This window comes from Amycolatopsis sp. lyj-90 (assembly GCF_046549035.1).
Taxonomy (GTDB): Bacteria; Actinomycetota; Actinomycetes; order Mycobacteriales; family Pseudonocardiaceae; genus Amycolatopsis.
Window position 1 is genome coordinate 729,718 of the sequence record NZ_JAJPWP010000004.1, and the last position, 18,548, is coordinate 748,265.

The 18,548-nt window shown below is 67.8% G+C and carries 18 protein-coding genes; 15 read left to right on the forward strand and 3 right to left on the reverse strand.

Annotation, left to right across the window (positions count from 1 at the left end; translation table 11 throughout):
* The first annotated feature begins 64 nt into the window (after window positions 1-64).
* From ACLJPX_RS18830 to ACLJPX_RS18845, 4 genes are all read left to right on the forward strand, one after another.
* Complete coding sequence (locus ACLJPX_RS18830) at window positions 65-1,147, forward strand: ABC transporter permease (RefSeq protein WP_410601241.1); 1,083 nt, start codon at window positions 65-67, stop codon at window positions 1,145-1,147.
* Window positions 1,144-1,827: an ABC transporter ATP-binding protein gene (locus ACLJPX_RS18835; RefSeq protein ID WP_410601242.1), complete on the forward strand. Its 684-nt coding sequence runs from the start codon at window positions 1,144-1,146 to the stop codon at window positions 1,825-1,827. Before ACLJPX_RS18830 ends, ACLJPX_RS18835 begins: the two co-directional genes overlap by 4 nt.
* Window positions 1,828-1,873: 46 nt before the next feature.
* Complete coding sequence (locus ACLJPX_RS18840; RefSeq protein WP_410601244.1) at window positions 1,874-2,680, forward strand: ANTAR domain-containing protein; 807 nt, start codon at window positions 1,874-1,876, stop codon at window positions 2,678-2,680.
* Between the two features lie 501 nt (window positions 2,681-3,181).
* Window positions 3,182-4,339, forward strand: a complete 1,158-nt coding sequence (locus ACLJPX_RS18845) for an HAF repeat-containing protein (protein WP_410601245.1) — start codon at window positions 3,182-3,184, stop codon at window positions 4,337-4,339.
* A gap of 57 nt (window positions 4,340-4,396) precedes the next feature.
* Here the strand turns inward: ACLJPX_RS18845 and ACLJPX_RS18850 are convergent, their stop codons facing one another.
* Complete coding sequence (locus ACLJPX_RS18850; protein WP_410601246.1) at window positions 4,397-4,879, reverse strand: hypothetical protein; 483 nt, start codon at window positions 4,877-4,879, stop codon at window positions 4,397-4,399.
* A gap of 216 nt (window positions 4,880-5,095) precedes the next feature.
* On the opposite strand from ACLJPX_RS18850, the gene ACLJPX_RS18855 reads away from it, so the two are divergent.
* From ACLJPX_RS18855 to ACLJPX_RS18870, 4 genes are all read left to right on the forward strand, one after another.
* The gene (locus ACLJPX_RS18855; RefSeq protein WP_410601247.1) at window positions 5,096-5,728 is read left to right on the forward strand and encodes a DUF6518 family protein; all 633 of its coding nucleotides are present in this window, start codon (window positions 5,096-5,098) and stop codon (window positions 5,726-5,728) included.
* 96 nt (window positions 5,729-5,824) lie between these two features.
* Complete coding sequence (locus ACLJPX_RS18860; RefSeq protein ID WP_410601249.1) at window positions 5,825-6,640, forward strand: serine hydrolase; 816 nt, start codon at window positions 5,825-5,827, stop codon at window positions 6,638-6,640.
* Window positions 6,641-6,763: 123 nt separating this feature from the next.
* Window positions 6,764-7,234, forward strand: coding sequence for a carboxymuconolactone decarboxylase family protein (locus ACLJPX_RS18865; RefSeq protein WP_410601250.1), 471 nt, complete (start codon window positions 6,764-6,766; stop codon window positions 7,232-7,234).
* Window positions 7,235-7,259: 25 nt separating this feature from the next.
* A complete protein-coding gene (locus tag ACLJPX_RS18870) occupies window positions 7,260-7,694 on the forward strand; it encodes an ester cyclase (protein ID WP_410601251.1) in 435 nt (144 codons plus the stop codon).
* A 3-nt stretch (window positions 7,695-7,697) separates the two neighbouring features.
* On the opposite strand, the gene sigJ is transcribed toward ACLJPX_RS18870, so the two are convergent.
* Window positions 7,698-8,600, reverse strand: coding sequence for an RNA polymerase sigma factor SigJ (gene sigJ / locus ACLJPX_RS18875; protein ID WP_410601253.1), 903 nt, complete (start codon window positions 8,598-8,600; stop codon window positions 7,698-7,700).
* A 116-nt stretch (window positions 8,601-8,716) separates the two neighbouring features.
* On the opposite strand from sigJ, the gene ACLJPX_RS18880 reads away from it, so the two are divergent.
* The 3 genes from ACLJPX_RS18880 to ACLJPX_RS18890 are packed head-to-tail and all read left to right on the forward strand — an operon-like array spanning window position 8,717 to window position 10,004.
* Window positions 8,717-9,055 (forward strand): PadR family transcriptional regulator, encoded by a 339-nt coding sequence (locus tag ACLJPX_RS18880; protein WP_410601254.1) that lies wholly within the window; start codon window positions 8,717-8,719, stop codon window positions 9,053-9,055.
* Window positions 9,052-9,720 carry a hypothetical protein gene (locus ACLJPX_RS18885; protein WP_410601255.1) on the forward strand — a complete coding sequence of 223 codons (669 nt, stop codon included), beginning with the start codon at window positions 9,052-9,054 and terminating at the stop codon, window positions 9,718-9,720. The genes ACLJPX_RS18880 and ACLJPX_RS18885 overlap by 4 nt, the downstream gene beginning before the upstream one ends.
* Window positions 9,717-10,004, forward strand: a complete 288-nt coding sequence (locus tag ACLJPX_RS18890) for a hypothetical protein (RefSeq protein ID WP_410601256.1) — start codon at window positions 9,717-9,719, stop codon at window positions 10,002-10,004. The genes ACLJPX_RS18885 and ACLJPX_RS18890 overlap by 4 nt, the downstream gene beginning before the upstream one ends.
* A 216-nt stretch (window positions 10,005-10,220) precedes the next feature.
* On the opposite strand, the gene ACLJPX_RS18895 is transcribed toward ACLJPX_RS18890, so the two are convergent.
* Window positions 10,221-10,460 (reverse strand): hypothetical protein, encoded by a 240-nt coding sequence (locus ACLJPX_RS18895; RefSeq protein ID WP_410601257.1) that lies wholly within the window; start codon window positions 10,458-10,460, stop codon window positions 10,221-10,223.
* Window positions 10,461-10,785: 325 nt separating this feature from the next.
* Here ACLJPX_RS18895 and ACLJPX_RS18900 point away from each other — a divergent pair, with 325 nt between their 5' ends.
* The 4 genes from ACLJPX_RS18900 (at window position 10,786) to map (ending at window position 18,438) form a co-directional block, all read left to right on the forward strand.
* Window positions 10,786-12,054 (forward strand): aspartate kinase, encoded by a 1,269-nt coding sequence (locus ACLJPX_RS18900; RefSeq protein ID WP_410601259.1) that lies wholly within the window; start codon window positions 10,786-10,788, stop codon window positions 12,052-12,054.
* Window positions 12,051-16,115 carry a Pls/PosA family non-ribosomal peptide synthetase gene (locus ACLJPX_RS18905; RefSeq protein WP_410601260.1) on the forward strand — a complete coding sequence of 1,355 codons (4,065 nt, stop codon included), beginning with the start codon at window positions 12,051-12,053 and terminating at the stop codon, window positions 16,113-16,115. Before ACLJPX_RS18900 ends, ACLJPX_RS18905 begins: the two co-directional genes overlap by 4 nt.
* Entirely contained in the window at window positions 16,112-17,485 is a 1,374-nt protein-coding gene (locus ACLJPX_RS18910) for a diaminobutyrate--2-oxoglutarate transaminase family protein (protein ID WP_410601261.1), read from the forward strand. Before ACLJPX_RS18905 ends, ACLJPX_RS18910 begins: the two co-directional genes overlap by 4 nt.
* Window positions 17,486-17,640: 155 nt before the next feature.
* Window positions 17,641-18,438 (forward strand): type I methionyl aminopeptidase, encoded by a 798-nt coding sequence (map, locus tag ACLJPX_RS18915; protein WP_410601262.1) that lies wholly within the window; start codon window positions 17,641-17,643, stop codon window positions 18,436-18,438.
* The last annotated feature ends 110 nt before the right edge of the window (window positions 18,439-18,548 follow it).

The following is an 18,548-nucleotide window of genomic DNA, read 5'->3' on the forward strand; positions in this document are numbered from 1 at the left end:
CGGGACTCGACGGCGATCGTGGAGAGGTACCCAGCCCACCCGCCGGAAAGGACAGCCCGGAGCCGTGTTCGTCGCCTGGAGAGACCTGAGATTCGCCAAAGGGCGGTTCGCCCTGATGGGCGCCGTCGTCGTGCTCATCACCCTGCTGGTCGGTCTGTTGTCGGGGCTCACCGCCGGGCTGGGGGAGCAGAACGTCTCCGCCGTCACCGGCCTGCCCGCAGACAAGATCGTCTTCGCCGCTCCTGGTGACGGACAGAGCCTCTCCTTCGCCAACTCCGCGGTCAGCGAGACACAGCTGCGGCAGTGGACCGCGACACCGGGCGTCACCGGAGCCGAGCCGCTGGGCGTCGCCACCACCAAGGCCACCGCGGGGAACCGCAGCGCCGGGATCTCCGTGTTCGGAGTCCGTCCCGGCTCCGCGCTCGCCCCGGACAGCGGAGCGCTCACCGGCGACTCGGTGACACTTTCGTCCTCCGCCGCCGAAGACCTGGGCGTCCGGAGCGGGGACACCATCTCCGTGGCCGGGCGTCCGCTGACGGTCGCCGCCGTGTCGGGCGACGCCTGGTTCAGCCACACCCCGGTGGTGTGGGCGGGCCTCGACGTCTGGGCGAGGACGGCGCCGCCCACCGGCGGTGAGCCGAGCGCGACCGTGCTCGCGTTGACCACTGCCGGCGACGTCGATTCCGCGGCCGTCGACCGTGCCACGGGAACGAAGACGGTGTCGAAGGACGAATCGTTGTCCGCCATCGGCTCCTACACCTCGGAAAACGGTTCCCTGCAACTGATGCGAGGCTTTCTGTTCGCCATCTCCGCACTCGTGATCGGCGCCTTCTTCACCGTCTGGACCATCCAGCGCAGCGGGGACATCGCCGTTCTCAAGGCATTGGGGGCCAGCACGGCCTTCCTGCTGAAGGACGCGCTCGGCCAGGCCGTCGTGCTTCTCGTCGGCGGCACCGCCGCCGGAACCGGACTGGCCGCCTTGCTCGGCGCCGTCGTCGCGGGCTCCGCCGTGCCGTTCCTGCTGACTCCGGCCACAGTGCTCGTTCCCGCCGCCGTGATGATCCTGCTCGGTGCACTGGGGGCCGCGCTGTCCGTCCGCCGCATCACCTCCGTCGACCCGCTGACCGCATTGGGGAGTGCCCGATGAGCCTGAACCTGACCGGTGTCACCCTCACCTATCCCGACGGCGACTCCCGCCTCACCGCCCTCGACGACGTCACGCTGGACGTTCCGCCGGGTTCGCTCACCGCCGTCGCCGGACCCTCCGGTTCCGGCAAGTCAAGCCTGCTCGCCGTCGCCGCCACCCTCATTAGCCCGGACGACGGGATCGTCACCGTCGACGGCGTCGTGACCACCGGCCTGAACCGCGGCGAACTCACCGAACTGCGCCGCCGGAAGATCGGGATCGTCTTCCAGCAGCCCAATCTGCTCCCGTCCCTCACCGCCGCCGAGCAGCTCCAGGTCATGGCACGGATCGACGGCCGCTCCCCGGCGAAAGCCCGTGGCGCGGCGATGGAACTGCTCGACGCCGTCGGGCTCGCGCCCCTGGCGGGTCGCCGACCGCATCAGCTCTCCGGCGGCCAACGGCAGCGGGTGAACATCGCCCGCGCGCTGATGAACGAGCCCACCGTGCTGCTGATCGACGAACCGACGAGCGCACTGGACCACGAGCGCGGCGCCGCGGTCATCGAGCTGATCACCCGGCTCACCCACGAACGCGGCACCGCCACGGTTCTGGTCACCCACGACCGCGTCCACCTCGCCGCCGTGGACCGGATCACGGAAGTCCACGATGGCAGGCTGAGCACTCCCTCACCGGTGGGCTAGGGACGCGCGCCTTGTCCGGCGGTACCGGAGGGCGGATAGTGATGTCATGGCGTGTCTCGATGCGGCCGGGACCAGGCTGCCGGTGGACACCGACAGCCTGCTGACGCGACTACGCGACCGCGCGACGCTGGAGCACGCCGCCGGTGTGCTGATGGCGAGGTACGGCCTCTCCGACGCCACGGCCGCGATGCGCGCGCTGGGAACCGCCGCTCGCCGTCACCACGTCGCCCCGGACACGCTGGCCAGGGCGTTGCTCGTCGCACCTCGGCCCTGGCGGAACGGGCGCTGGTTCTCGCCTCGTGTCTGGCGGAGCGCGCCCGAGCTCGATTTCCTGCCGGCCTCGCCCGCGATCCGGCCGTCGGGGCTCCTGCGGGCGACCCTGGACACCGTGACCGATCGTGCTCAGACCGCCCAAGGTGACATCCAAACGGTGACGACGGGCAATACCGGCCTGAAACTGGAACGGGCCGAGGGATTCTCCTCGGAGTTCTTCCAGCACTTCGCCCACGTCGAGGGGGACGCCACCGCGTGCGGCATCGCCCTGAGGGTACGTGAACCGGTCACCGTCGCCGACGTCACCACGTGCGGCATCTTCGACCGACCTGCGCTCGAAGCCCTTGTCGCCGAAGAAGTCCGGGCCGTGCACAGCATCCCGATCTCCGGTCCGAACGGGTGCGCCGGCGTCGTTTCCGTGCACTATCGCCGTTCCAGCCACACCCCGTCGGAAGCCACCCGCACCGAGCTGACCAGAATCGCTTCCCAGGCGGCGGATTGGCTGCACTGGTATCGCCGGACGGCCACCCTCGACGCTCTCGAAGATCTCCACCAGCACAGCGCCCGATTCTCCTGCTGAATCGCGGTGGTTCCGGGCTTCTCTGCGATGCCGGTGAATGGGATTCTCGGAATTCCATTCACCGGGTCGCAATTGCTTTGATGTCGCGATCGCCGATTTCCGGCAAGCCCTGTCTCGTCGCGTTCGGGCCTGACCAGGCCACCCGCCCGTTCCGGTCCTCTGAGGACGCGGCGTGGCGTCCACCAGGGCATTTTTATGATCGAGTCGCTGTTGTTGCCGGAATGATATAAACACTCCGTCGATGACTCGGCTTGTCGAATTCGCCCAAGTGGCGGTTACTTCCGACTTGTGCGTGAGGGCATTGTGATCCGCGGACGACGAGGCGTCGCCTCGCGTCGAAACTGGGTGAGGGGTCATTCGGGGGATACGCGCGAATCGCTTTGTGTCGCGAATTCGATACACGGTCAGTGGGACACTCGCCGTCACCGCAGGGGGTGATCGGTGAAGCGTCGTGTTGCCCGATGCCCGTCACCCGCTACTGGATCAGGATGGGGAGTCATCATGATGGGGATTCGTATGGCCGGTGGCCGAAGACCGCTGTGGTCGCTGACGGCGGCTCTTGTCGTGTTCACCTGCGCGATGGCCGGGACGGCGCAGGCCACCCAGGCCGGGCCGGTCGACCTCGGTACGTTGCCCGGCGACGACGCCAGCACCGTTCTGGCGGTCAATGACGCGGGGGTGATGGTCGGACTGTCGTTCGCGGGACCCGCGCGGCGCAGCCTTCCGGTTCGCTGGAACGCCGATGGCCAGATCATGGCCCTGCCCACGCCAGGCGGCACCGAGGGGCAGGTTCGTGACATCAACAACCAGGGGGTTTCCGCAGGCTATGTGCTGACCCCGACCGCCGCCGTGCCGACCCGATGGGACGCCGACGGCGTGCCGACCACGTTGCAGGTCCCACCCGGCTATCGCAACGGCACGGCCGCGGCGATCAGCGACACCGGTGTCGTCGTCGGGAACTGGACGACACCGGACAACCAGTATCACGCCGTCCGCTGGGATCCGAACGGCCAGGCCACCGATCTGGGCGCGCTGCCCGGTGAGACCTGGAGCATGGCCGACGGCATCTCCGCGGACGGCAGCATCATCGTGGGCAGCGGTTTCCGCACGGGGGCGAACCAAGCCGTGCGGTGGGTGAACGGCGGTCCGATCACCGAGCTGGAGCCCCTGGGCTACAGCAGCGGAGCCAGCAGGATCAGCAAACCCGGGGTGGCCGCCGGGGTACTGAGCGAGACCAAGACCGGGCCCCGGATCCCGGCGACCTGGGATCAAAACGGCACGAGGCACAACCTGGACTGGCCCAGCCCGCACTCGGTCTGGGTCTACCAGATCAGCCCCACCGGTTACGCGGTCGGTACCGGCTACGCCTACCCGCCCAAGCGGCAGGCGGTGCTCTGGAATCCCGCCGGCGACCTCACCATCCTGCCTGACGACGGCCTCGGCGCCGACGTCGAAGCGGTCGACTCGGTCGGAACCGCGGTGGGTACCTTCAAGAATCAGGCGACCGCCTGGTTCCGGAACGGGGAGCGCAGGCAGCTGGGGTTGCTCCCCGGTGGTAACCGCAGCCAGGCCTACCGGATCACCGACAGCGGCCGCGTCGTGGGAACCGCCACCGTCGGCAACGGAAAAGATCACGCGGTGTACTGGACACTCGGCTAGCGTCTCGAGGTAGGACACGTGTGCGCTGGTCGAGCTGCTGCTCGACCAGCGCATGCTCTATTCAGCCAGGGAAATCCCGTGTTCTCGCCGGACATCCGGCCCGAAATCCTCGGGCCAGATCGTCCTGCGAAGATCGACACGGGACAGGTAGAGCCGGGGCGCGTCGCGTGAATGCGGTCTTCGAGCGAGGATGATCATCGCGGCCTGGATGTCCGGGGAATGGATCCGCAGCCATGGCCGGTTTTCGTCGACGACAGGAGTGGGATACTCCGGGCCGTCGGGTGCTCCGGCCTGCCACGGTGCCCGATTGCGGACGTAGCTGCTGATGACCACCTGAATCGTCCTGCGGTCCTCGGGTGAGTTGTGGGCGATGCGTTCCAACGCGTAGATGCCGCCGACCCGGACGTCGACGTTCTCGCTGCCGAGCTGCTCGACGCCGCGGGTGAACCGGTCGGCGAACTGCCCGTCGCGGTTGACTCTGACCTGGCGCCAGGTCGCGGCGCCGCCGACGACCAGCAGCCCGGCGAAGGCCTGCAGCAAGGTGGAGCGGGCGCGTCATGACCCACGACCTTCCTTCACCCGGCCAGGCCGGACAGCGTCCCACGCGGAGTCCCGGCCGATGTCCGGAAATCGTCGGTGGGACCCGCTACCGTGCCTCGCGTCGTCGAAGTGGGAGGGCTGGGGTGGAGAAGTACACGGAGGTACCGGCGAGGCTGGCGGGGGAGGAACTGCTGGAGCACGCGAGGCAGGCGGCCCTTGAGTGCTGAGGACGGCTCGGCCCGCCCAGCCTCGATTCACCTTCTGGTCGGCGTCGCGGGCGTCGTTTCCGGCGCGTTCGCGGCCGTCGCCTACTACACGGACCTGCGGGTGTTGGCGCACAGTTTCGTCATCTGGATCGTCTTGGTGAGCCTCGTGACCACACGGCGCTCGTCTCGGCAGGCAGTGGTGCGGGCGATCATCGCGCTCCTGTCCGCCGTGCTCGCCTTCTATCTGGGCAAGAATGTCGTGTACGGCATCAAGTACCCCGATGCTCCGCCTTATGGGATCGATCTGCCGACCGTCGGCACCTGGTGTGTTCTCGCCGTCGTCGCGGGTGTCTTACTGGGAATGGGTTTCCGTCACATCGGGGACCCCGGCTGGCCGGGAGCGCTCGCCACGGCAGGCGCTGCCGGACTGGTGCTCGCCGATGCCTACCGCAAGGGTGGCTTCGTCGTCTGGGACAGGCCGCTCTTGCCGGTCGTGAGTGCGCTCGCTGCCGCGGGCCTCCTGCTTCTCGGCGGCAGGACTCGCCGTCAACTCGGCAAAGCACTGGCACTGCTCGTTCCGCTGACCTTGCTCGGCTTCGGCATCGTTTCCGCACCGGACCTGATCGAAGAGATCCTGCTGTAAGTGACCGTCGTCACTGTCGACCAAGTCGTGGCAACCTCCGGTACTTCGGAACGCCTTCATGCTCAGGAAGGACCGATTCCGAAAACTGGGGAACACATGAAGAGATTTTCCGTAATCCTGACCGCGATGCTGGCGGTGGTCGCGTTGACCTCCGCCGCACCCGCCGGCGCGACCACCCGCTTCGACAGGGAGCTCCAGACGCGCATCGCCAAGGCCCAGGCCTATGCCGACAGCAGGCCCGGTGACACCGGGATCGTCCTCCGGGACCGGTGGACCGGCGCCGTCTATCGGAGCGCGGCCGCCGGGACCCTGATCTGGGCCTGTTCCACGCCGAAGCTCGCCATGGTCGTCGATCTGTTGCTGCGCAACGACTCCGGGGCAGTCCAGCTGACCCCCGAAGACCGGGACCTGATGCACCGGATGCTCAACTCCAGCGATGACGCCGCCGCGCACACGCTGTGGACCCGGTACGGCGGGGAGGCCGAGTTCGCGAAGCGGTTCCCGTCCTACGGCATGACCGACATGCGGTTCACCGACCAGCATCCGCATCACTGGGGCTGGATCCTCACCACCGCGAACGACCTCGACAGGCTGGTCAACTACGTCCTGACGAAGCTGCCCCGGCAGCACCGCGACTACATCGTCCGCGAGATGCGCACCGTCGATGTCAACCAGCAGTGGGGAGTCTGGGGTGCGGGCCCGGCCGCGCGGCCGGGGAACAAGGACGGTTGGTCCGACGACAACGACGACGGCTCCTGGATCATGAACTCGGTCGGCTTCGTCGGACCGCACGAGCGATACACCCTCGCCCTGATGAACAACACCAAGGTCATCCAGAACGGCTTCGAAACCGGCATGGAGACCACCACCAAGATCAGCGAGATCCTGTTCAAGGGGTACTTCAGGAACTGATCGCGTCCACGCCGGACCCGGACCGTGCTCAGCGGTCCGGGTCCGCGCGATCGGCCGGACTCACATCTCGCCGGGCTGTGTCGTCGGTTGGGCAGAACACCACCACGACACAAGGAGATCGCCATGAACGCCCGGCTCGACTACTTCGGCAACCCCGTCGGCGGAAAGTTCCTGAAGGGCATCATCTCGGCCGGAAAGGGACTGCTCGACTCGTCTCTGCCGGTCACCCTCCAAGAGCTGGTCCGGATGCGTGCGAGCCAGATCAACGGTTGCGCCGTCTGCCTGGACATGCACACCAAGGAGGCCGCCGCCGCGGGCGAATCGGCCGTGCGGATCAACCTGGTCGCGGCGTGGCGGGAGGCGACGGTCTTCACCGACGCCGAGCGCGCCGCGCTGGAGCTGACCGAGCAGGCCTGCCGGATGGCCGACGGCGGCGAGGTCACCGACGAGGCGTGGGCGAACGTCGCCAAGCACTTCGACGATGACCAGCTCGCCGCGCTGGTGGGGGTGATCGCGCTGATCAACGCCTTCAACAGGGTGAACGCGATCGTGCGGAACCCCGCGGGTGACTACCGGGCCGGACAGTTCGCCTGACCGGACGAGAGCCTGGGGAGACACCATGACCATCACCGAGACAGCACGCAATCGGGCGGCGTTCGCGCGCTTGCACGATGCGACCGGCAGCGGTCGCCTCGAGGCCATCGAGGCGGCGATCGACGAGGTCGTCGAGCCGGACGTGGTGTTCCACGCGCCGGTGCCGATGGAAACGACGGGAGCGCAGGCGCTCAAGCAAGTGTGGGCGGTGCTGCTTCGCGCGTTCCCGGATCTGCGGGTCACGCTCGAGGATGTCCTCGAGGACGGGGACAAGCTCGTCTGCCGGAACACCGTGACCGGTACCCATCAAGGCGAGTACAGGGGCCTTCCGGCCACCGGAAAAACGGTCTCCTACAACGAGATCTTCATCTTCCGGTTCGCCGGAGGGCGGATCGCCGAGATCTGGGGAGTCGTCGACGTCCTCACCCAGCTGCGGCAACTCGGCGCCCTCGCGGCGTAGCGGTCACTCGCCGGTCCACGACCGGAGTTTCTCGGGGTTCCGCACACCCCAGATGTGCCGGATGCGGTCGCCGTCGATCTGGAACGCGAACACCGCGACGGTCAGCTCGGCCTGAAGCAACACAAGGCCGGGCTGACCGTTGACGGTCCGCTCCACGAGTTCGAGGCCGGACGCCCGGCGCGCCACTTCCATGATGTAGGTGGCGACCTGGTCGCGGCCTTCGAAGGGGTGCAGTGCGGCGCTCACGAGGCCGCCGCCGTCGCCGACGGCCTTGACGTTCGGGTCGAGAAGGCCGATGAGCGTCTCGATGTCCTTGGCCTCCCAAGCTTTCTTGAATTCCTTGACGATGTCGGCCTGCCGGGCGATCGGGGCCGGTGAGGCCTGTGCCTCACGGATGCGGCGACGTGCGGAGGAGGCCAGCTGACGGCAGGCCGCCGGAGTTCGGCCGACGATCTCCGCCACCTCGGCGAAGGCGTAGCGGAAGACGTCGTGCAGGACGAACGCGACACGCTCGGCCGGGGTCAACGACTCCAGTACGACGAGGAACGCCATGGTGATCGACTCGTCGAGGGTGATCCGGTCGGCGGGGTCGACGGCGGGCGGCCGTCCGGTGGTCCACGCGAACGGCAGCGGTTCGGGAATCCATTCGCCGACGTAGCGTTCCCGCCTCGCGCGTGCCGAGCCGAGGAGGTCGAGGCAGATTCGGCCGGCGACCGTCGTCAGCCAGGCGCCGGGGGAGTCGATCGCTTCCCGCTGGGCGGGGGACAAGGCGTACCAGCGGGTGTAGGTCTCCTGCACCACGTCCTCGGCCTCGGAGAGGGAACCGATCAGGCGATACGCGAGCCCGATCAGCTGGCGCCGCTCGCTCACGATCGCGCTCAGGCCCGGGTCGAGTGTCTCGTTCATCGGATTTCGCCTCCTGGTCGCGAGTGTTTGTCCCGGGTACGACGAGAGACCGCCGCCGAATGTGAGGTCCCCTTTGGCTCTCTTGAACTCTACCTAGCCCTAGGTAGAGTTAGAGTATGGCTGGAAATCGGTCCGGGCCCCGGATGACACTCCCGACGCAGTTGGTGCTCCGCGTGCTGCTGGACGACCCGTCGCAGGAGCGTTACGGCCTGGAGATCTCGTCGGCGGCAGGCCTGGCGAGCGGGACGATCCATCCGATTCTGGCGCGGCTGGAAAGCCTCGGCTGGCTGGAGAGCCGCTGGGAAGAGGTCGATCCGAAGACGGAAGGACGACCGCGTCGCCGGTATTACCGGCTCAGTCCTGACGGTGTCGCGCTCGCGGGGGCCGCGCTCGCCAGGACTTCGGCGACCGCGCTCGGCCGCCTCCGGCCCGGCCTGGCGGGAGGTGCTTCATGACCTCCGCCAGTCGATCCGCCCGGCGCGTCGCCAACGCGCTCTTGAAGCTGAAGAACCAGTACCCGTGGTGGTACCCGGAGCGCGACTACCTTCGAGAGAACCTGGTTTCTCAAGCCAACTCGATCAGCCGGTATGGCTTCGCCGCCGACATCGAGCGCGCCGATGCGCTGATGTTCACCGAAGCGGCGACCTCATACCTCGACAGCGAGATCGAGACGATGTCCGGCAGAGAGGTCTTTTCGGACTGCATACGGGCCCTTCACCGGGTCCGGACCCTCGTGCAAGATCTGGAGGCCGCGCTGGGGCGTGCCCCGACGCTCGACTACCGGACCTGGTCCGCCGGAGAACTCACGGCCAAGCACGTGGCCAGCGGCGGCGCCGAAGTGGCGATGGTCAGCGCGGAACTCTCCGGCGACCGGCCGAGTCCCCTTGCCTGGCGCGCCGATCCCGCGGCCGCCGGCCCGACATGCCAGCGGCTGGTGGCGTTGGCCGCGCGCATACTGCCGGAAAGCCATCGCCTGCGGTACGCCGAGGAGTTCCGTGCCGATCTCCGGGAGGTGCCTCGCCGCGAGAGGCTCGGCCACGCGCTTCGCCTTGTCGCCTGCGCCTGGGAACTGCGACGAAGCCTCACTCTCTCCGGCGCGCGGGCCGAGGAGCGCCGATGAGCGGAAAACGTCCGCCCGAGCCCGCCACTCCGGGAACGGCGCTGCTCCGGCACATCGTGGACGACGGCGAACGCACTCGCAGAATGGCGATCCTGCTCATCGTCGGCGCCGTCGCCTTGGCCATGAGCATCGGTGCCCTCGCCCTGATGATCTGGTTCGCGGGAATGCCGGCGACCGTCGCCATGGGCGCGGCCGCGCTGGTGGGCGGTTCGGTCAGACGACTGCGATCCGGCGGCGAGGCCAAGCGTTCAGCGGAACAGCGCGATGAGGCCAATCCCACCTGAGACACCGAGTTCGTCGTAAGCGGCGCCGGAAAACCTTTGCTTTGGTGCGAAACCGGTTCCCGGTAAGCTCGAATTCGGGTGGTACGGGTTCGCTGCGCCTTATCCCTCGATAAGTCCCATTGACGCCATTTGTTATCGCCGGACCGAATTTCGTCATGGTTTGCGAGACGCTGACCGGGCGGCCGGGAACAAAATTGCGGCCCGGTTCGGCGGCGTTCACGGGTGGAACGCCGGTGGCGAGCGCAACTCGACCCGCATTATGGGATTCTGCGGCCTGGCTGGCGATGTGAGCTGGTCGGCGAGATCGGCCGCCCAGCGGACAACGGTCACCTTGACAGATTCTTCTCGCTCGACGGAAGCCTGGTGGATCTCGTACGTTCCGGCGGGTGGTGAAATCAGTTTCGTCCTGTCGATCTGCCGTTCACCCGAATTTCGAAGTCGGTCGGACTGCTTCATTCATTTGACCTAACTCCATCGAACTGGGCTGTTTGTAGGCATGTCCTTGCACAATGTCGGCACGTTATGTCCTGCGAACGGGGAAATTCGACCTTTCGTACGGATGGAGGTACCCGGCGAAAGTTTCTCGCACTACTTTCCAAACCTGTCATCCCGGCCCGCGGTGCTGAATCCTGGACTTCGGGGAGTGTCGTCCGGCAGGTACTTCTGCGGCAGTCGTTGCAGTACCCCCACTTCGGATACCTGTATTCGTGGTGGGCTGGTCCGGTCACCGCGAGTCGTCCGAATGCAAGTCGCTGTCACAGTGACGATCCATTAAAGGAAAATGGTGAATTCTTCCCAAGATCTCGACGTTGGCTTGACCCCACCGTTACCGCAGGCGCGAAGCGAGGGACTGGTCGTCCGAAAATACGGTGGCTCGTCGCTGGCCACACCCGGAATGGTGAGCGAGGTGGCCGCCGAGGTGGCCGCACTCGTCGAAGAGGGGGATCGGGTGGTCCTGGTCGTGTCGGCCATGGGAGACACCACCGACCGGCTGATCGCCTTGGCCGGGGAGTTCGCGGAGCCACCGGCTCCACGGGAACTCGACCAGCTGATGGCGACAGGCGAACAGGTCTCCGCGGCGGTGCTCGCCTTGGCGCTGGCCGAACGCGGGGTCGAGGCCGTGTCGCTGTCCGGTGACCAGGCGGGGATCGAGGTGAGCGGCGAACCGGGAGCGGGAACGATCGTGCGGGTCGATCCCGGCAAGATCACCGCACGGCTGCGGGACGCGCAGGTCGTCGTGGTCGCCGGCTTCCAGGGACGTGACGAGAACGGGGAGCTGCTGACTCTCGGCAGAGGCGGTTCCGACACCACCGCGGTCGCGCTCGCGGCCGCGCTCGGCGGTTCCGAATGCGAGATCTGCACCGATGTCCACGGTGTCCGCACGGCCGACCCCCGGATCGTGCCGGACACCCGGCCGGTCAGGACGATCTCCTACGACGCCATGGTCGAACTCGCCGGAGTCGGTGCCCGGGTGCTGCATCCCAGATCCGTCGAGCTCGCACGCCGGCACGGGGTGGCGGTGCGCGTGACGCATTCTTCGGATCCCGGCCCCTCGACCGTGGTCACGGCGGGGGAATCGTCGCTGGAAGGCACTCCCCGGGTCATCGGCATCGCGCACGAGCGCGACGTGCGGCTGGTCCGGGTCCAGGTTTCGGCCTCCAGCCCGGACCACTACGCCAGGGTGCTCTCGATGCTCGCCCGGTGCGGGGTGAAACCGGACAACCTGAGCTGGCCCGATCCGGGGGAGCTGCGGTTCACCGTCCGGGGGACGGAGCCGCTCGGACCGCCGATCACCGAACTCGCGATGGAGCTCGACGCCCGTTCCACGGTCTTCGAGGAACTCGGCTCGGTTTCCGTGGTCGGCACGGCGCTGCTGGACCCACCCGGCTGTCTGCCCGAACTGCTGCGGGTCCTCGCCGACCACCGTGTCACCGTCCCGGCGATGACGACCTCGCAATCGCGGCTCACCGCCGTGATCCCCGCCGACGCCGTCGACGCGACCGTCCGCGCTCTGCACGACTCGTTCGGCCTCGCGGAGGACCGGACATGAGCCCGTACGGACAGCCGTCGGGTCTGTTCACGACCGACGGCCTGGTCCTGACGTGCGACGGCCACGAGCAGCACGTCCGCTGGCGCGCGGGCGAGCGGCTCGAGCAGTTGTACGAGGGACTCTGCGACCGGTTGCACGCCGACGGACTCGGTGATCGCCTGGCGGTGGACGCCGGAAGTACGAAGCTCACCTTCGCCGGGTTGGACGAGCGGGCCAACCGTCTCGCCCGCCATCTGCGAGCGCGGGGGGTGCGGCCCGGCGACCGGATCGGGCTCCTGTTCGACGAACCGGTCCATCCTTACGTCGCGATGCTGGCCGTGCTCAAGATCAACGCGGCGTATGTGCCACTGGACGTGGGGTTTCCGGACGACCGGCTGGCCTACATCGTCCGGGACGCCGATGTCCGGCTGGTGTTGTCGATCTCCGGGCTGCGTAGCCGCTTCGAGCCGGACAACGTCGATCTGCTCTGCCTCGACGAGGACTCGGACCGGATCGCCGCACTGCCGGGTGACCGGCTCAGCGCGGAGGAGAAGGGCGTTCCGACGGACGAACTCTGTTACGTCGTCTACACGTCCGGCTCGACAGGGCGCCCCAAAGGCGTGACGATCGACCACGCCGCGATCTGCAACTTCGTCCGCGTCGCCGCCGACGTCTACGGCATCCAGGGCACCGATCGGGTGTACCAGGGCATGACGATCGCGTTCGACTTCTCGGTCGAGGAGATCTGGGTGCCGTTGCTGTGCGGCGCGACGCTCGTGCCGAAGCCCGGCGGCACCGGCCTCGTCGGCCACGAACTCCACGAATTCCTGCGGGACAACGAGGTCACCGCGCTGTGCTGTGTCCCGACGCTGCTGGCAAGCCTCGACGAAGACCTGCCGCGGCTGCGTTTTCTCCTCGTTTCCGGTGAGGCCTGTCCCGAAGACCTCGTCCGCCGCTGGTACCGCCCGGACCGGCGGTTCCTCAACGTCTACGGTCCGACCGAGGCCACGGTCACCGCGACCTGGGCGGTGCTGCGACCGGACCGGCCGGTGACCATCGGGGTGCCCCTGCCGACCTACTCGGTCGTCATCCTCGACCCGGACGAGCCGGAGGCGCTGGCGGCGGGCGAACTGGGCGAGATCGGTATCGCCGGGATCGGCCTCGCCGGCGGTTACCTGAACCGCCCCGACCTGACCGAACGCGCGTTCATCCCGGACTTCCTCGGCATCGGGCACAACCCGTCCGGCCGCATCTACCGCACCGGCGACCTGGGCCGGGTCACCCCGGAAGGAGAGATCGAGTACCACGGCCGCGCCGACACGCAGGTGAAGATCCGCGGCTACCGCGTCGAGCTCACGGAGATCGAATCGGTTCTGCTGCAGATCCCCGGAATCGCCCAGGCGGTGGTCGAGACCCACCATCCGGAAGCCGGCAGGACCGAACTGGTCGCCTACTACAGCCTGCGACGCGACAGAGCGGACGTGGACGCCGGAGAGCTGCGTCGGCGGCTGGGGGAACTGCTGCCGGGGTACATGGTGCCCGCCTATCTCGAACGGCTCGACCACATTCCCCTGACCCCGGCGGGGAAGGCCGACCGCAAGAACCTCCCGGCACCGAGCAACCCGCGGAGCGCACCGAGCGCCGCGGACTACGTGGCACCGGCAACCGAGACCGAACAGCATCTGGCGGAGGCCTTGGGCCGGGTCCTCGGCGTGGAGCGGATCTCGGTGACGGGGCACTTCTTCGACGACTATGGCGCGGATTCGCTGTTGTTGGCCAAGTTCTGCGCGCTGATCCGGGAACGGGGTGACGTCGCGCCGTTGTCGGCGAGGGACGTGTACCTGAACCCCACTGTCCGCGGCCTCGCGGAGTTGGTTCCCTCTTCGGTCCGGACCACGGTCGCCCACGCCGAGGAGCCGCGCCGGGCGTCGACCGGGGCCTATGTCCTTTGCGGACTCTTTCAGCTGGTGGCCTTCCTCGCCTACGCCGCCGGTTCGGGCTGGATCCTGGACACGGGATTCGGCTGGGTCAGCGCGGCGACCGGGCTCGTCGACGCGTACACGCGCGCGGTCGGGCTCGGGCTCGTCGTGTTCACCGTCCTCTCCGTGGTGCCGATCCTGGCGAAATGGGCGATCGTCGGCCGCTGGAAGCAGGGGGAGATCCCGCTGTGGAGCCCCGGCTATCTGCGTTTCTGGACAGTGAAGACACTGGTCCGGTTCAGCCCGCTGATGCTGTTCACCGGCACGCCGTTGTATTCGTGGTACCTGCGGGCGCTCGGCGCGGACATCGGCAAAGGCGCCGTGATCCTGTCCCGGAATCCGCCGGTCTGCACCGATCTGCTCAGCATCGGCGCCGGGGCCGTCATCCGGAAAGACGCCTTCTTCTCGTGCTACCGAGCGAGGGCGGGCTGGATCCAGACCGGCCGCGTCACCCTCGGCGAGAACGCCTTCGTCGGTGAGATGACCGTGCTCGACATCGGAACCACGATCGGCGACGACGCGCAGCTCGGCCACTCGTCGTCCCTGAACGCCGGGCAGTCCGTACCCGACGGCGAATCGTGGCACGGCTCGCCCGCCCGCCACTCCACAGTGGACTACCGGGCGCTCGGCACGGTCGCGCGCGGCGGCTTCAGGCCGTTCGTCTTCTGCGTTTCCAGCCTTCTGCTCCTGCTTCTGGTGACGCTTCCCGCGACACTGGGCGGCACGGATCTGCTCGTCGACCGGTTGTTCACGGTGACGGCGGACTTCACCAGCTGGTCCTTCTACCGCGACCAGATCGCCGGTTCGGCGCTGCTGTACTTCGGGGGGCTGCTCGCCGGGCTGGCGGTCATTCTCACGATCCCGCGCCTGCTCAACCGGTTTCTCCGGCCGGACCGGGTCTACCCGATGTACGGCGCGCATTTCGGGATCCAACGGCTGATCGCACGGTTGACGAATCTGCGCGCGTACACCTACCTGTTCGGCGACAGCAGCTACATCGTGTACTACCTGCGGGCACTGGGATACGACCTGACGAAGATCCAGCAGACCGGGTCCAACTTCGGGGTCGAGGTCAAGCACGAGTCGCCGTTCCTCAGCACGGTCGGCACCGGCACGATGGTCTCGGACGGCCTTTCGCAGCTCAACGCGGACTTCTCCGCCTCGTCGTTCCGGCTGCGGCGGACTTCCATCGCGCCACAGGCGTTCCTGGGCAACGAGATCGCCTTCCCGCCGGACGCGCGGGTCGGCCGCAACGTCCTTCTGGCCACCAAGGTCCTCGTCCCCCTGGACGGGCCCGTCCGCGAGAACGTCGGCCTGCTCGGGTCACCCGCTTTCGAGATCCCCCGGAACGTTCGCCGTGACACCGGGTTCGAGCACCTCAGTACGGGAGAGGGCCTGCGCCGGAGCCTGCTGGCGAAGAACCGGCACAACGTCGCCACCATTTTCGTCTACCTGCTGGTGCACTGGCTCCACCTGCTCGGTATCACGCTCATCGGGACCGCGGCCAGCGTCGCGCACGACCGGTTCGGCTCGCTCGCGGTCGGCGGCGGCATCGTGGCCTCGCTGGTGTTCTCGGTCGGGTTCCTCATGCTGGCCGAGCTGGCCGTGCAGGGCTTCCGGGCGTTGAGACCGCGATTCTGCTCGATCTACGATCCGGTCTTCTGGCGGCACGAGCGGTACTGGAAGCTCAGCCCCGCCCGCTACCTCGCGTTGTTCAACGGGACTCCGTTCAAGAACTTCCTTTGGCGCTGTCTCGGCGTCCGGATCGGCCGCCGCGTCTTCGACGACGGATGCGCGATCCCGGAACGGTCCCTGGTGAGCATCGGCGACGACTGCGTGCTGAACCTGCACACCGTCCTGCAAGGACATTCGCTGGAGGACGGCACGTTCAAATCCGACCACATCGCCATCGGTGCGGGATGCACGATCGGAACCGGGGCCTTTGTCCACTATGGAGTGACGATGGCCGAAGGGGCGATCGTCGAGGCGGACGCGTTCCTGATGAAGGGCACCACGACCCCGGCACGAACCCGCTGGCACGCCAATCCGGCGGTCGAACTCGACACGGCGGAAGAGATCACCGCGGCAAGGAGGCTGCCATGACCCACACCCCGACGACGAGACCGGCGCTGGCGCCGCGAGTCGACTGTGACCTGCCAGGACCTCGCTCGGCCGAGTTCCTCGAACATCAACGGCAATGGGAATCCAGCGCACGGGCCTATCCGCGCAACCTGCCGATCGCGATCGCCGGCGGGGAGGGCGACTACCTGTGGGACATGGACGGGAACGTCTTCATCGACTTCCTGGCCGGTGCGGGAGTGCTCTCCCTGGGGCACAACCATCCCGAGCTGGTGCACGCGGCCACCGAACAGCTGCACGTGCTCACCCACGGCCTGGACTTCCCGACACCCGCCAAACGTGAGTTCGTCGACGCCCAGCTGTCCATGCTGCCGCCGGACCTGCGGTCGCGGATGCGGATGCACTTCTGCGGCCCCGGCGGGGCCAACGCCGTGGACGCCGCGATCAAGCTCTGCAAGACCGTGACCGGACGTGGCGACCTGGTGTCCTTCCAGGGTGGGTTCCACGGCTCGAGTCATGCCGCGATGGCGTTGACCGGTCTCGTCGCCCAGAAGCGGCCGATCGCCAACGGCGTGCCAGGTGTGCACTTCTTCCCGTACTCCTACTGCGCCCGCTGTCCGGTGGGGCTCTCGCCGGACAGCTGCGAAACCAACTGCGTGGGCCTGCTGGAGCGGTCCCTGCGCGATCCCAACGGTGGCATTCCCCTCCCCGCCGCGGTGATCCTGGAACTCGTGCAGGGTGAAGGCGGGGTCATCCCGGCCGACCGCGACTTCGTGCGGCGTGTCCGCGCGCTGACCGCGGAGCTGGACATCCCGCTCGTGGTCGACGAGGTGCAGACCGGCTGCGGGCGCACGGGAACGTGGTTCGCGTTCGAGCACTACGACATCGAGCCCGACGTCATCATCGCCTCGAAGGCCCTGAGCGGGATGGGTCTGCCGGTGGCGGTCATCTTCTACGACCAGCGGCTGGACGGCTGGGCGCCCGGTGCGCACACGGGCACCTTCCGGGGGAACCAGGCCGCGTTCGCGGCGGGGACCGCGGCCGTCCACGTCGTCCGGCGCGATGACGTACTGGGCAACGTCCGGCACCGTGGACGACAACTCGAAGGACGGCTCGGTGTGCTGCGCGGTCATCCGTGGGTCCGCGAGGTTCGCGGCCTGGGCCTGATGTGGGGGATCGAGCTGGCCGACCCCCGCGACGGCCGCCCGGCGAGCGGCTACGCCCGCGCCGTCCAGGCGTACGCGCTGCGTCGGGGGCTGATCATCGAGCTCGGCGGCCGCGACGACAGCGTGATCCGGCTGATGCCCCCGCTCACCGTGACCGCCGAGGTGATCGACCTCGCCGCCACGATCCTGCTCGACGCCATCGGGCACTGTGAGGCGGCCGTGCGCTGAGGTGAGTGTCCGTGAAGGCCTCCTTGCCTACCCTCAAGGTAGGCAAGGAGGCCTTCACAGACAGTCGTGGCCTGCGACACCGCGACTGGTATTATTATACCGCCAGCTGCTACGGTGGCGGTATAATAATACCAACCCTGTGACGCGAGGTTTCCGTGATCGAACTGAAGACGCCCGCTGAGATCCAGCGCATGCACGTGACCGGGCGTTTCGTCGCCGAGGTGCTCACCGAGGTCGGCGAGCTCGCCGCCGTGGGCGTCAACCTCATGGACCTGGAGCACCACGCGCGCGGCATGATCAAACGGCGTGGCGCGGAGTCGTGCTACTGGGACTACGAGCCGTCCTTCGGCAAGGGCCCGTTCCGGAACGTCATCTGCCTGGCGGTCAACGACGCCGTCCTGCACGGCCTGCCCCACGACTACACGCTGCGCGACGGCGACGTGCTCACGGCGGACCTCGCGGTCAAGATCGACGGCTGGGCGGCGGACTCGGCGCGCACGGTCATCGTCGGGACCGCCGCCGATGAGGATCTGCGGATCATCCGCGCCACCGAGGAAGCGCTGGAGGCGGCGATCGAGCAGGCCCGCCCCGGCAACCGCCTGGGCGACATCTCCGCGGCCATCTGGGCGGTCGCCCGCGACTACGGCTATCCCGTCAACACCGAGTTCGGCGGGCACGCCATCGGCCGCGAGATGCACGAGGAGCTCCACGTTCCGAACAAGGGCAAAGCCGGCCGCGGATTGGTGCTCAAGCCGGGACTGACCCTCGCGCTCGAACCGTGGTTCGCCCGCACGACCGACAAGATCGTCTTCGATGACGACGGCTGGACCATCCGCTCGGCAGACGGTTCGCGCACGGCCCACTCCGAGCACACCGTGGCCATCACCGAAGGCGATCCCTTGGTGCTCACCCGGCGAGACCGGGAAGTTCGACCGTCTACAAAGGATTCTTGAGCCCTTTGCCTTTTCGGGTAGCGTCATTTCACGAAACAGGCAGCGTCGCGGTCTTTCCGTTCTCTGCCGCAGGCGCGTCGATAGGCTTCCTCGTGAACTCGTTCTCCCAG

Bases quoted from the DNA above. Each gene is read 5' to 3' on its own strand.
- ACLJPX_RS18835 (WP_410601242.1), top strand. From the start codon at position 1,144: ATGAGCCTGAACCTGACCGGTGTCACCCTCACCTATCCCGACGGCGAC.
- ACLJPX_RS18840 (WP_410601244.1), top strand. From the start codon at position 1,874: ATGGCGTGTCTCGATGCGGCCGGGACCAGGCTGCCGGTGGACACCGAC.
- ACLJPX_RS18845 (WP_410601245.1), top strand. From the start codon at position 3,182: ATGATGGGGATTCGTATGGCCGGTGGCCGAAGACCGCTGTGGTCGCTG.
- ACLJPX_RS18860 (WP_410601249.1), top strand. From the start codon at position 5,825: ATGAAGAGATTTTCCGTAATCCTGACCGCGATGCTGGCGGTGGTCGCG.
- ACLJPX_RS18865 (WP_410601250.1), top strand. From the start codon at position 6,764: ATGAACGCCCGGCTCGACTACTTCGGCAACCCCGTCGGCGGAAAGTTC.
- ACLJPX_RS18870 (WP_410601251.1), top strand. From the start codon at position 7,260: ATGACCATCACCGAGACAGCACGCAATCGGGCGGCGTTCGCGCGCTTG.
- sigJ (WP_410601253.1), bottom strand. From the start codon at position 8,600: ATGAACGAGACACTCGACCCGGGCCTGAGCGCGATCGTGAGCGAGCGG.
- ACLJPX_RS18880 (WP_410601254.1), top strand. From the start codon at position 8,717: ATGGCTGGAAATCGGTCCGGGCCCCGGATGACACTCCCGACGCAGTTG.
- ACLJPX_RS18885 (WP_410601255.1), top strand. From the start codon at position 9,052: ATGACCTCCGCCAGTCGATCCGCCCGGCGCGTCGCCAACGCGCTCTTG.
- ACLJPX_RS18890 (WP_410601256.1), top strand. From the start codon at position 9,717: ATGAGCGGAAAACGTCCGCCCGAGCCCGCCACTCCGGGAACGGCGCTG.
- ACLJPX_RS18895 (WP_410601257.1), bottom strand. From the start codon at position 10,460: ATGAAGCAGTCCGACCGACTTCGAAATTCGGGTGAACGGCAGATCGAC.
- ACLJPX_RS18900 (WP_410601259.1), top strand. From the start codon at position 10,786: ATGGTGAATTCTTCCCAAGATCTCGACGTTGGCTTGACCCCACCGTTA.
- ACLJPX_RS18905 (WP_410601260.1), top strand. From the start codon at position 12,051: ATGAGCCCGTACGGACAGCCGTCGGGTCTGTTCACGACCGACGGCCTG.
- ACLJPX_RS18910 (WP_410601261.1), top strand. From the start codon at position 16,112: ATGACCCACACCCCGACGACGAGACCGGCGCTGGCGCCGCGAGTCGAC.